Here is a 12,557-nt window from a genome sequence, read left to right as displayed (position 1 = left end):
ATAATTTACCAACTTTAATCAAGGTAAGTTGTTATCAATGCCTCGGCAATTTGCACACTATTGAGGGCTGCGCCCTTACGCACATTATCCGCCACCACCCACATATCCAGCCCGCGGGGATGTGAAATGTCCTCGCGAATCCTGCCAACAAACACCGGATCCGTTCCCGCGCTGTCGCTGACCGCAGTGGGATAGCCACCATCGCCCTGCTCATCCATCACCTGCACGCCGGGCGCATTGCGCAGCAGTTCCCTGGCCTGTTCGGCGGTGATTTTGTCCACGGTCTCGATATGCACCGCTTCAGAGTGCCCGAAAAACACCGGCACTCGCACACAGGTCGGGTTTACCTGAATGCTGGGATCGTCAAATATTTTCTGGGTTTCCCAGACCATTTTCATCTCTTCACGGGTGTAGCCATTTTCCTGAAAAGTATCAATATGGGGCAGGACGTTGAATGCAATCTGCCGGGGGTAAACCTCACATTCCGCTTCCTGGCCATTTAGCAAACGAGCGGTCTGGCCTGCCAACTCCTCAATCGCCTCCTTGCCGGTGCCGGACACCGCCTGGTAGGTACAGACATTGATACGCTCGATACCCACTGCGTCGTAGATCGGCTTCAGTGCCACCAGCATCTGAATGGTAGAGCAGTTGGGATTGGCGATAATGCCGCGTGTCATATAACCCGACAATGCCTCGACATTCACTTCGGGCACAACCAGGGGAATATCCTCTTCACGCCGGAAATGCGAGGTGTTGTCGATCACCACGCAGCCCGCCTCAGCGGCAATGGGGGCATACTTCTCGGAAATGCTACCCCCGGCAGAAAACAGGCCAATGCGTGCCCGGCTGAAATCGAACTCAGCCAGATCAGTGACTTTCACGGTACTCCCCTTGAACATGATAGTCTTGCCGGCGGACCGGCTGCTGGCCAGAGGGTAGAGATTGCCAACGGGAAAATCGCGCTCCTCCAGAATGGAAATCATCGCTTCGCCAACCGCTCCGGTGGCACCCACTACAGCTACATCATATAAATCAGTCATCTCAATACTCCTGCCCAGTCCCGTCTCATGCTTGTACCGCAGCCAGCACGGCTTCGCCCATTTCTACCGTGGTCACCTGTCTGGTGCCCTCGCTGTAAATATCCGGCGTGCGTAAACCCTGGTCGAGCACATCACTCACGGCTCGCTCAATAACCTCGGCGGCCTCGGCACTTCCCAGTGTGTAACGCAACATCATCGCTACCGAGAGAATAGTGGCCAGCGGGTTCGCCTTGCCTTCACCGGCAATATCAGGCGCACTGCCATGGCAGGGTTCGTACATCCCTCGCCCATTCTGATCGAGAGACGCAGAAGGCAGCATCCCGATAGAACCGGTGAGCATGGCAGCGGCATCAGAAAGGATGTCACCGAACATATTGCCGGTTACCATCACATCGAACTGCTTGGGCCGCATCACCAGTTGCATGGCAGCGTTATCCACATAAATATGGCTCAGTTCCACGTCCGGGTAGTCTTTACCCACCTCCTCCATGACCTCACGCCACAGAATGGTCGCTTCCAGTACATTGGACTTGTCCACACTGCAGACACGCTTGTCGCGCTTGCGGGCAAGCTCGAACGCCAGGTGACCGATGCGACGAATCTCGGACTCATTGTACTTGTAGGTGTTATAGCCCTCGCGCTCACCGTTCTCCAGCGTACGGATACCACGGGGCTCGCCGAAGTAAATGCCGCCCGTCAGTTCGCGAACGATGAGAATATCCAGGCCAGCAACCAGCTCCGGCTTCAGGCTGGAAGCATCCGCCAGCTGCGGATAGAGTATGGCCGGGCGCAGATTGCCAAACAGCTGCAGTTCAGAGCGAATTGCCAGCAACCCTTTCTCCGGCCGCAGGTGGCGCTCCACGTTGTCCCACTTGGGGCCGCCCACCGCACCCAGTAAAATGGCGTCAGCCTCGCGCGCCAGGGCCAGCGTTGCATCAGGCAGAGGCACGCCGTGGGCGTCGATGGCGGCGCCGCCCAGCAGGCCATGCTCCAGCTCTATACCCAGGTCAAACCGCCGGTTGACGGCTTCCAGGACTTTCACCGCCTCGGCCATGATTTCCGGGCCAATGTAATCTCCGGGAAGCACCAGTACTTTCTTACTCATATTTTATTTCCGTTTATCCAAAGGAGCAGTAGGCATCGCTCAGTCGTCGCAGGCCCGTCACAGTCTCGCCGGGCACACTACCTGATCACATCAAACAACCAGGGTGACTTCTGCCTTGCGCTGGCCTCGTAGGCACGAATCGCTTCAGCGCGCTGCAGTGTAAGGCCAATGTCATCCAGCCCCTCCAGCAGACACTGTCGACGGAAGGCGTCGACGTCGAAGGGTATTTCTTCCCCCGTGGGCGTGATCACCAGCTGACGCTCAAGGTCAATGGTGAGCTGATACCCCTCATCTGCATACATTTCATCGAACAGGCGATCCACCGTGGCCTCGTCTATGGCAATCGGCAGCACCCCGTTCTTGAAGCAGTTGTTATAGAAAATATCAGCAAAGCTGGGCGCGATAATGGCACGAAACCCATAATCCTCCAGTGCCCAGGGGGCGTGCTCACGGCTGGATCCGCAGCCGAAGTTCTCCCTGGCCAGGAGCACAGAGGCGCCCTGGTAGCGCGGGAAATTGAGCGGGAACTCCTCGTTCAGCGGTCGCTTGCTGCAGTCCTCTCCGGGCTGGCCCTCGTCCAGGTAGCGCAACTCATCGAACAGATTGGGGCCGAAACCGGAACGCTTGATCGACTTCAGGAACTGCTTGGGAATGATCAGGTCCGTGTCCACGTTGGCGCGATCCATAGGCGCCACCAGCCCGCTGTGTACAGTAAATGCTCTCATTACCCTGCCTCCTGCCATTGCCGTACATCGACAAAATGTCCCGCCACTGCAGCCGCTGCCGCCATAGCCGGGCTCACCAGGTGGGTGCGCCCACCGAAACCCTGGCGGCCTTCGAAATTACGGTTGGAAGTGGACGCACAGTGCTCGCCTGCACCGAGCTTGTCAGCGTTCATTGCCAGGCACATTGAACAGCCGGGCTCGCGCCACTCCATACCCGCATCGAGGAAGATTCGGTCCAGCCCCTCTTCCTCCGCCTGTTTTTTCACCTGGCCGGAACCGGGCACTACCAGCGCCTGCTTGATACTGCTGGCCACCTTCCGACCCTTCACTACCGCCGCAGCGGCGCGCAGGTCCTCGATGCGCGAGTTGGTGCAGGACCCGATAAATACGCGGTCGAGTTTGATGTCAGTGATTTGCGAGCTGGCATCCAGCCCCATATATGCCAGCGCACGGGTCACCGCCGCCTTGCTTGTTGCGTCGTCGATGGCCGCCGGGTCAGGCAATTGCCCATCCACGGGCAGCACCATTTCCGGCGAGGTGCCCCAGGTAACCTGCGGTTTGATGTCCGCGCCCTGCAGGGTGACAACGGCGTCGAACACCGCATCGTCATCCGAGTGCAGCTCACGCCAGGCGGCAACGGCGAGGTCCCACATTTCACCCGCCGGCGCGTAGGGCCGGCCTTTCACGTAATCCAGGGTCGTATCATCCACTGCGATCATGCCCATACGCGCGCCCGCCTCAATAGACATGTTGCACAGTGTCATACGGCCTTCCATGGAGAGCTCACGCACTACCTCGCCACCGAACTCAATGGCATACCCCGTACCGCCGGCCGTGCCGATCTTGCCAATAATGGCCAGGGCCACATCTTTGGCGGTCACCCCTTGCTGCAACTTTCCGTCCACGCGGACCAACATGTTCTTCATCTTCTGCTGGATGAGAGTCTGGGTGGCCAGCACATGCTCCACCTCGGAAGTACCAATACCGTGGGCCAGCGCGCCCAGGGCACCGTGGGTAGAGGTATGGGAGTCACCGCAGACGACCGTCATGCCGGGCAGGGTTGCACCCTGCTCGGGGCCCACCACGTGAACAATGCCCTGGCGCACGTCATTGATGTCAAATTTGACCAGGTCGAAGTCGTCGCAGTTGTCATCCAGAGTCTGCACTTGCAGGCGGGATACCGGGTCCTCGATTGCGGCCACGCCACCGGCGCGCTCGCGCAACTCCGTCGGCACGTTATGGTCTGGCACCGCCAGATTCGCATCGCGGCGCCAGGGCTTGCGACCGGCGAGGCGCAATCCCTCGAAGGCCTGCGGAGAGGTCACTTCGTGTATCAACTGGCGGTCTATGTAGATGAGGGCACTACCGTCGTCGCGCTGCTCCACCAGATGGTTCTGCCACAACTTGTCGTAAAGGGTCTGCCCGGCCATCAGGGACCTCCTGCTTGTTTGTTTTCATCGAGGCGAGAATTATGGGCTTGCATTAGGAATTACTCAAATTTATTATTTTTATTCAATGAATTCCCACAAGGAATACCATGGACATCAATAATCTGCGCGCTTTCGTTCTTGTGGCCGAAACAGGTTCCTTTTCCGAGGCGGCAGAGAAGCTGCATCTCACCCAACCCGCGGTCAGTAAGCGCGTTGCGCTGCTGGAGGAGCAACTGGGGGCAGAGCTGTTCGACCGTATCGGCCGGGTGGTAAGCCTGACGGAGGCTGGCAACGCGCTGTTGCCGCACGCCAAATCCGTACAGCGCGAACTGGCCAGGGCAGAGCGTTCAGTGCGCGACCTTTCAGGGGAAGTGGGTGGACAACTGCGTCTGGCAACCAGCCACCACATCGGCCTGCACCGCCTGCCCCCGGTACTGAGCCACTTCAGTCGCGACTACCCCGCCGTGCATATCGACATCGATTTTATGGATTCCGAGCAGGCCTACGAGCTAATCAACCAGGGTAAGGCAGAGCTGGCGGTGGTAACGCTGGCGCCTGAGGAGGAAAGCAGTTTGCTCACTACTCCCGTCTGGCAAGACCCGCTGGAATTCATGATCGCCCGGGACCACGAGTTACTGCGCGGGCCGCATCCACCCGACCTGAAAGCACTGAGCCGCCACCCCGCCATACTCCCCGGCCTCAATACCTATACGGGACAGATCATCAAGCGCCTGTTTGACCAGCACCAGCTCAGCCTGCAGGTCACACTGGCCACCAATTACCTGGAAACGATTCGTATGATGGCTTCCGTGGGGCTTGGCTGGACTATCCTGCCGCGCAGCATGCGCGACAGTTCACTCACTGCCATCGAAATCGAGAATGTTGCGCCAGAGCGGACCCTGGGGCTGGTTTACCACCGGGGTCGCAGCCTGTCGCGCGCCGCACAGGCGTTTGTCGAAGCCGTGTTGGCCGCGGGCGACCAGGCGAACGACCCGGACTAGCCGCCGTCGTCGTTGATCAGTCCGTGCGTGGTCACCGGTTTGACCAGTCCGTCCTGGGATAGCCCGGGATGATCCGGGAAGTAGAAGCTGGCATTGAACCGTGCCACCACGCCTTTCTGGTTACAAATAACGCCGCGCACGAAGCCAAACAGGCGCTTGAGTTCCACCCCCTCCTGGCGCGCCTCCACCCACTCGCCGCGCTTCGCCGATGAAATAAAATCGATACTAAGGTTGATGGTAGGCGCTCCGGCAACCTTACCCCGCGCCATATTCCCCCAGGAAGCGCCGGCGATATCGGCCAGCGTCATCAGCGCTCCACCGTGACAGATACCCATGGTATTGCTGTGCTGCGGGCCCACGATCATACCCAGGCGCAAATCCTTGTCCGCTACTTTGCGATACAGTGGGCTGAGTGTATCGGTAAAACCATAGCCCATCGGCAACTGCTCAAAGCCATCGGGTACTGCCGCGACAGTTGAATCGCTCATGCTACATCCTTGATTGTGTCAGTTCTAAAAAATACCCATCGCCAGACCGGCAGCCAGTGCCTGGCCGAGGTCTGCGGCACTGAGCAAATGCTCAGCGTTCACTTCGCCGCGCAGTATCGTCGCTTCGGTCGCCTGGGTGAAGGGAATCCCCGAGAGTATGCGCTCCGCCTGCCGCACGGCACCGCGCCCATCATTACCGGCGCTGACCAACAGCGCGTAGGGCAAAACCAGGCCACGCTCTATTGCCGGGTAAAATATCCGGTCGAGGAAGTCCTTGGTGCCACCACTGAGCGACCCACTGTTTTCAGCCGTCACCAGTAACAGTCCACTGGCGGCAGCGAGGTCACTCACACCCGTATCGCAAGCGCGGAGCGCGCGAGCGCCCACACCCGGCTCACTACTGGCACCTCGCAATGCGGCCCTGGCCAGCTGTGCGCAGCTACCGCTCTGCGTGTGATAGACGATCAATAACGACGGCATCGCCCCCGGCTCCCCCAATGGTTGCGCAAATTGGAACATAACCGGCGGTGCAGCGCCACGGCGATTGCTGTCGCTTTGTGCTTTCTGGTGTAATGGGCGCCCTTTAAATCGCGGAGCGGGTCGATGACGCAACTCAACAAACAATGGCTGCTGAAGCAGCGCCCTGTGGGCATGGTGAGTCCGGACAATTTCGAGCTGGTCCAGAGCCCCATGCCCTCCCCCGACCTGGACGCCGGCCAGGTATTGATCAAAACCCTCATGCTGGGCTTCGACCCCGCCATGCGCGGCTGGCTGGAAGACGTACGCAGCTACCTGCCTCCGGTGGCCATCGGCGAGCCCATGCGCGCCAGCGGCGTAGGCCAGGTCATTGCGTCGCGCAACGCCGCACTACCCGAAGGCGCACTGGTGCAGGGCTTGCTTAACTGGCAGGCGTATTCCATTGGCGACCCGGCAGGGATGATTCCCCCGCGCATTCTGCCGGAGGGTGTTACCCCTGGCATCGCACTCAGCGTGTTCGGCACAACCAGCCTCACCGCCTACTTCGGCCTGCTGGACGTCGGCCAGCCAAAGTCCGGCGATACCGTCCTGGTTTCCGGCGCGGCGGGCGCCACCGGTTCCGTGGTGGCCCAGATCGCCCGACTCAAGGGCTGCCGGGTAATCGGCATCGCCGGAGGCGCAGAAAAGTGTGCCTGGCTGACCGACACCTGCAAGCTGGACGGAGTGATTGATTACAAAAGCGAGAATATCGATGCACGCCTGACCGAGCTCTGCCCCGACGACGTGGACGTATTCTTTGATAATGTCGGCGGCGACACCCTGGAAGCCGGCATCAGTCACATGGCGGATTTCGGTCGTATTGTGCTCTGCGGGGCGATCAGCCAGTACAATGAAGAAACACCGCAGCCGGGGCCGAATAACCTGATGATCCTGGTCGCCAGGCGCATCCGCATGCAGGGCTTCATCGTCATTGATTACCTGGATCGCGCCGAGGAGGCCTTCGCCGATCTCGCCAACTGGGTCATGGGCGGAGACATCGCCTGGCGAGAAGACATTCAGGAGGGCTTTGAGAATATCCCCGCCACCCTGCAGCGCCTCTTCGATGGCCGCAACCAGGGGAAGCAGATGCTTAAACTGGCCGACCCGCAGTAGTTATCCACAGGCCGAACTGTGGATAACTATGGGGATAGAGCACAGCGCAGGTAGCCGGGTGGTGGGTGTTTGCGTCGCGGCGCCGGTCTGTAGCGGCGCAGCGCAAGGCGGCCTTTAAATTAATAAATCAATGACTTACGAATTTTTTATAGTGTTTTATTCAAGCGCAAAGAAAAAAATACTATGAAAATAGGCATATCTTTCTGAGTGTGGATATTATTCCCGGGTCAACGTTTGCGATCACTCACGCCTGAGACCCTATCGTTGGCGAGTTTCATAATTTTTTCTACTCCGGCAAGGCACTGTTTCGCGTTCAGCGGCCAGTGATTTGCCAGCAACAGTGGATACGCCGGTTACGCTGGAAATCCGGGTCCAGGGTCTTCGCCGTAATGTCCTCACACGCAAACTCCTCCTCCAGAGCCGGGTCGAGTTTGAAACCTCGCCGATTATTGGAAAAGTACAGCACCCCTCCTTCACGTAACCGGGCCATGGCGCTGCGCAGCAGTTGCGAGTGGTCGCGCTGCACATCAAAACTGCTATCCATACTCTTGGAGTTGGAAAATGACGGGGGATCCAGCAGGATAAGGTCATACTCACCATTGTGCTCACTCAACCACTGCATGCAGTTGGCTCGCACACGCTGATGCTGGCTCTCCCCCAGGCCATTGTGCGCCAGGTTTTTGCGCAGCCACTCAAGGTAGGTATTGGACATATCGACGCTGGTGGTAGAGCGGGCACCACCCAGCGCGGCGTGGATCGTAGCCGCGCCGGTATAGCAAAAAAGGTTGAGAAAATCCTTACCCCGGGCCTGCTCGGCAATCCGCAAACGCAGCGGCCTATGGTCAAGGAAAAGGCCGGTATCCAGGTAGTCGTGTAGATTGACCAGCAGACGCGCGCTGCCTTCGCTCACACTGAAAAAATCCTGCCTGCTGTCCTGCTTTTCATACTGGGTAGTGCCGCGCTGACGCTGCCTCTGTTTGTAGACAATGCGCTCCGGCGAAATCCCCAGGGCTTCAGGCAATGCCATGCGCACCTCGTTCATGCGCCGCTCTGCCGCGTCCGGATCCACGCCCTTGGGCGCCTGGTATTCAGCCACGTGCGCCCACTCACCGTACAGATCAACTGCTACAGCGTATTCCGGCATATCCGCGTCATAGAGCCGGTAACACTCTATGTGCTCGCGCCTTACCCAGGAGGCAAGCCGCTTGCGGTTCTTGCGAATACGATTGGCGAACATTCTCGCACCATCGCTCAACTCCCCACCTGCTTGCGCTGCGCCAGGATCCCCCGCCGCAGGTTTGGCTTCGCTGAGTGTGTTGCCCTGCATATGGAACAACAACAGCTGTGCTTCCAGGGCGCCATTGAACAGCCGGTAACGCTTATGGCTGCGCAGCCCTGTCGCCTTACCCAGTTCCAGGTCCGAGGTAAATATCGCCGCGTCCCAGTCCGGAAACTCACGAGCCATCACCTCGCCCAGTTGGCGATAGAGGAACATCAGGCTGCGCTTTTCTCCCAAACGTTCGCCGTAAGGCGGGTTACAGACCAACAAACCACGGGGCATTGGGCGATGTGTGGGCTTTTTCAGCTCCGCCAACGGCTTGCAGCTGACGCGCACCGTTTTTTCCAGTCCCGCCGCCGCGATGTTCTCCTGCGCCCTGCTCACAACCCGCGGGTCAGCGTCATAGCCTCGAATCTCTGGCAACTGGCTTGCCCGCCCGCGCTCGGCCCTGCCCCGGGCGTCGGCGAGGATCGCCTGCCACTGGGGCTCATTAAAATCGCCCAGACGTTCAAAACCAACCCGCCGGCGGCCCAGGCCCGGGGCAATATCGGCGGACATCATTGCGCCCTCAACCAGGAGCGTTGCCGAGCCGCACATCGGGTCGATGAGACCACCGCCGCGCGCGGCCATGCCCGGCCAGTCGGCGCGCAGCAGGATGGCTGCGGCGAGGTTTTCCTTCAGCGGTGCAGCACCGGCTTTCTGTCGATAGCCGCGCTGGTGTAATGAGCCACCGGAGTAATCCACAGAGACCACCGCGCGCCCCTTGCTCAGGCGCACATTGAGACGGATATCCGGGCTTCGACGCTCGACGTCCGGGCGTTCGCCGGCGTGATCAACAAACCAGTCGACGATAGCGTCTTTACAGCGCTGTGCCCCGTATTGCGTATTGCGTATGCTGCGGCTCTCGCCGGAAAAATCAATTGCGAAGCTCTGCCGCCGGGTAAACAGTGTCGACCAGTCAAACGCTTTGAGCTGGGCATACATCTGATCGCCATCGGCCGCGTCTACGGTGATCACAGGACGCAGGATACGGTTGGCTAGTCGTGACCAGAGGCAGGCTCGATAGCCCATGGCACGGGGCCCCTCGAAATAAACCCCCGCGACGGTTTCCCGCGTGGAGCCAGCGCCCAGAGTGAGGAGTTCAGCAGAGAGTAGCCCTTCAATACCCCTGGGGCAGGCAGCAAACCACTGGCCCGCAGGGTCTGACCCGGAGTTCAAACCTTCTTACGCTTGCCGGTGGGAGCGCGCTTGCGCTTGGGAGCGGGTTTCTTTGCGGCGGCTGCGGTCTTTTTCGCAGCGGGTTTACGGCCCGAGGTGGTTTTTTTGCTGCCGGCAGTACTGCGTGCCGCCGAGCGGCGGGGCTCATTAGCCGCTTTTTCCTTGGCCATTACATCGAGCACCAGGTTACACGAACTCTCCATGTACTTGATGAAACGCGCGTATTCATCGTCAGTGAACGACCGCAAAACATCGTGCTGCCGGTAGAGATTCACAAAACGCCGTTCACGCTCGTAGTGCTTGGGAATGGTAAGCACACCCAGCTGTTCCAGTGTCTGCTCCAGTGCCGGATTGTAGGTGCGCATGAACTTGATCAGAAAGGGAATGGGATCGTGACGTGCCAGCAAGGATGCGGCGCGCAACATCGTCTCCAGGGGCATAATGGTCTGCCCCCGCTCGATATCCTCCAGCACCGTATTGTCCGAAACACCCAGGCTCTCCGCGAGTTCCTTGATGGACAGGCCGGCTGTTTCCCTGGCGTCGCGCAGGAAGTGCCCGGCCTCGGCCATTGCCTCCATGCGCTCTGGTTCCAGTTGATTGAGTACTGTGGTGCGCAGCCAGGTTTCCCCGAACATCGCCGTCATGGCGGCAGTGTTGCGCGCCAGTTCAAAGGTACTGCCCGCCACCTGGCCCGTCAGCCGGCGCAGGGAGTGAAGCAGCGAATCATGATCAGTATCGTCTTTAGCCATAACGTTAGGATAGCCTATTGTGGCGGTGTCGCGAAGTCATTGATTGACTCCCCGGCTGCCGGCAGCCCCATTTCCAGGGCAAAAATTTCACGCAGGATGCCCCGCCACTCGGCATACTGATTATCCAGAGTGCCAGTCAGGCGAAATACCCTGCCCTGCGTTTCTAACAGCGTAGGTGCCGTTTCATTATTAAACCCGGTCGCCAACTCCTCAAGACCCTGCTGCTGCAAGCGATAGCTGCGATAAGCATAGTAGTTCTGCTGCATTGCCGCGAAACTACCGCGCTTCCCCTGCTTCTCCCGGCCGGCTGCGCGTTGCGTATAGTCCGAGGTGAACAACGACTGCTCCCGGTCATACTGAAGCCAGAGCGCGTAGGTCGGCGCCATCTCATCGTGCAGGCGGCCGTACTGCTCGTCCACGTTGTCGATGAACAGGTACTCCTGGTTACGAATGCGCATGACGCGTTCGATCATCGGGTCGTCTCGAGCGGGCAGGCGTTGTAGCTGGTAGGGCTGGGCACCACCGGCCGAAAGATAGCTGGCGAATGCCTCGGGCGAAAGATCCGCGGCATAACGCATAAGCGCCACCCGGCGGATGTCCCGCAGGCGCTGCGCTGTCAGTCCCTGTCGGGCAGCAAGCAGGTCAGCGGCAAGCTCGCGATAGAGATCGATAAAGGGATGCGACCCCGCCGGCACTGGATAGTCCGAGGCCTGCGCCTGGTCCTGGTACTCGCGCTGCAGCCAGACGCGCCCGGTGGCATCGGTGACGACAACATCAAGCCGCTGGCTCTGGCCGGTGGACTCCAGGATACGGGCCTCGACCAACACTTCAGAGAGACTACCGCCGTGGGGCAGGACGCGCACCACACCCCACTCCCCGGTGTCCTCCAGCAGGCGTCGCAGACTCACCGGGAGATAGCGGGACTCCGCTCGACGAATCTCGGGAAACACGCCCGCGGCTGCAGGAACGGCGACATCCTCCGCCACACCCGGATCGAAAATTACCACCCCGACATCCAGTAGCGCTGCGTCCTGAGCCAGTACCGGGTGCACCAGCAGCAGACTCAGGGTGATTGCACCGGCCAGTAATCTCCAACTCATCGCGGACGCTCCGTCGTGCAGACGCGACCCTTACTCAGGGTCTGCTTGCAGCGTATTCCACTGGCATTGGGGTCATAGCGCCGATACACGCGATCCAGCGCGAATGGCGACGCGACCTGATCCGAGCGCAGTGTGGTGGCAATATTGATCCGTTCGCCGTCTGGTCCCAGGGTGAAACGGTGGTATATCGTCAGGCCGTCGGGCAGGTAAACCTGGAATAGAAGCTGATGGCCGTCCCAGCCGCAGATCTCATTACCCAGGACTGACTCCCGGCTATCAAATCCACCATTGTGGAATTCACAACTCAGGGCAAAGCTGCCGTCACGTTTTACGCTGATATGGTGCTCGCTCTGCTCGATATCCAGCAACTGCGGTTCAGTGACAATCTCCGCCATGCGCGCAAGCGCGTAGATGCTGGCACCATTGCCGATCCCTACCCCACTGGTCGACAGGGTACCCCCGCCCTGTGACATACTGCGGGCCTGGCGCTCTGCCTGGCGCTGCAGCTCGCGAATCAGTACGTCGAAAGCCTCGCGCACATTCTCACTCTGGCTGTAATCCACCTCCCACGCACCGGAAAAATCGACAGCCTGCACGCTGCGGACAACGGATTGCGGTGGCGGGGACCCTGAGGTACAACCAGCGAGTAAAAGAAGGCAGAACAGCGTATATAATGACGACGGATTAGGTAGGATGCGCAACATAGTGGCGATAGTTTACCCCACACAGGTCCTGTTGCGTGCGCACTTACAAAACTTCACATTCCACTAAGCATCGTCCAGTGAGGCCGGGT

Annotated in this window: 12 protein-coding genes; 2 read left to right on the top strand and 10 right to left on the bottom strand. The window is 59.5% G+C overall.

Annotated elements, in window-relative coordinates; translation table 11 throughout:
• Window positions 1–14: 14 nt before the first annotated feature.
• From C0039_RS07780 to leuC, 4 genes are all read right to left on the bottom strand, one after another.
• Window positions 15–1,040, bottom strand: coding sequence for an aspartate-semialdehyde dehydrogenase (locus C0039_RS07780; RefSeq protein WP_076000979.1), 1,026 nt, complete (start codon window positions 1,038–1,040; stop codon window positions 15–17).
• A gap of 25 nt (window positions 1,041–1,065) precedes the next feature.
• Window positions 1,066–2,145 (bottom strand): 3-isopropylmalate dehydrogenase, encoded by a 1,080-nt coding sequence (gene leuB / locus C0039_RS07775; RefSeq protein WP_076000978.1) that lies wholly within the window; start codon window positions 2,143–2,145, stop codon window positions 1,066–1,068.
• A 77-nt stretch (window positions 2,146–2,222) separates the two neighbouring features.
• Window positions 2,223–2,870: a 3-isopropylmalate dehydratase small subunit gene (gene leuD / locus C0039_RS07770; protein WP_101517757.1), complete on the bottom strand. Its 648-nt coding sequence runs from the start codon at window positions 2,868–2,870 to the stop codon at window positions 2,223–2,225.
• Entirely contained in the window at window positions 2,870–4,300 is a 1,431-nt protein-coding gene (gene leuC / locus C0039_RS07765) for a 3-isopropylmalate dehydratase large subunit (RefSeq protein WP_076000976.1), read from the bottom strand. Before leuC ends, leuD begins: the two co-directional genes overlap by 1 nt.
• Before the next feature lie 107 nt (window positions 4,301–4,407).
• On the opposite strand from leuC, the gene C0039_RS07760 reads away from it, so the two are divergent.
• Window positions 4,408–5,301, top strand: a complete 894-nt coding sequence (locus tag C0039_RS07760; RefSeq protein WP_076000975.1) for a LysR family transcriptional regulator — start codon at window positions 4,408–4,410, stop codon at window positions 5,299–5,301.
• Here C0039_RS07760 and C0039_RS07755 read toward each other — a convergent pair.
• Both C0039_RS07755 and C0039_RS07750 read right to left on the bottom strand, forming a co-directional pair.
• Window positions 5,298–5,789 carry a PaaI family thioesterase gene (locus C0039_RS07755; RefSeq protein WP_076000974.1) on the bottom strand — a complete coding sequence of 164 codons (492 nt, stop codon included), beginning with the start codon at window positions 5,787–5,789 and terminating at the stop codon, window positions 5,298–5,300. The genes C0039_RS07760 and C0039_RS07755 overlap by 4 nt on opposite strands.
• Before the next feature lie 24 nt (window positions 5,790–5,813).
• Window positions 5,814–6,269, bottom strand: coding sequence for a flavodoxin family protein (locus tag C0039_RS07750; protein WP_101517820.1), 456 nt, complete (start codon window positions 6,267–6,269; stop codon window positions 5,814–5,816).
• 123 nt (window positions 6,270–6,392) lie between these two features.
• On the opposite strand from C0039_RS07750, the gene C0039_RS07745 reads away from it, so the two are divergent.
• Window positions 6,393–7,418 (top strand): NADP-dependent oxidoreductase, encoded by a 1,026-nt coding sequence (locus C0039_RS07745; RefSeq protein WP_101517756.1) that lies wholly within the window; start codon window positions 6,393–6,395, stop codon window positions 7,416–7,418.
• A gap of 313 nt (window positions 7,419–7,731) precedes the next feature.
• Here C0039_RS07745 and rlmKL read toward each other — a convergent pair whose 3' ends face one another.
• The 4 genes from rlmKL to C0039_RS07725 are packed head-to-tail and all read right to left on the bottom strand — an operon-like array spanning window position 7,732 to window position 12,327.
• Window positions 7,732–9,915: a bifunctional 23S rRNA (guanine(2069)-N(7))-methyltransferase RlmK/23S rRNA (guanine(2445)-N(2))-methyltransferase RlmL gene (rlmKL, locus tag C0039_RS07740; protein WP_101517755.1), complete on the bottom strand. Its 2,184-nt coding sequence runs from the start codon at window positions 9,913–9,915 to the stop codon at window positions 7,732–7,734.
• Window positions 9,912–10,664: a helix-turn-helix domain-containing protein gene (locus C0039_RS07735; protein WP_076000971.1), complete on the bottom strand. Its 753-nt coding sequence runs from the start codon at window positions 10,662–10,664 to the stop codon at window positions 9,912–9,914. The genes rlmKL and C0039_RS07735 overlap by 4 nt, the downstream gene beginning before the upstream one ends.
• 14 nt (window positions 10,665–10,678) lie before the next feature.
• On the bottom strand, window positions 10,679–11,764 hold the full coding sequence (locus C0039_RS07730) for a hypothetical protein (RefSeq protein WP_076000970.1): 1,086 nt from the start codon (window positions 11,762–11,764) through the stop codon (window positions 10,679–10,681).
• Window positions 11,761–12,327, bottom strand: coding sequence for a hypothetical protein (locus C0039_RS07725; RefSeq protein WP_133125961.1), 567 nt, complete (start codon window positions 12,325–12,327; stop codon window positions 11,761–11,763). Before C0039_RS07725 ends, C0039_RS07730 begins: the two co-directional genes overlap by 4 nt.
• Window positions 12,328–12,557 lie beyond the last annotated feature (230 nt).

Origin of the sequence: Pseudohalioglobus lutimaris, from assembly GCF_002866825.1 — a bacterium.
Taxonomy (GTDB): Bacteria; Pseudomonadota; Gammaproteobacteria; order Pseudomonadales; family Halieaceae; genus Halioglobus; species Halioglobus lutimaris.
Note: the sequence above shows the minus strand (reverse complement) of the source record. Positions and strands in the feature narration are given on the sequence as shown.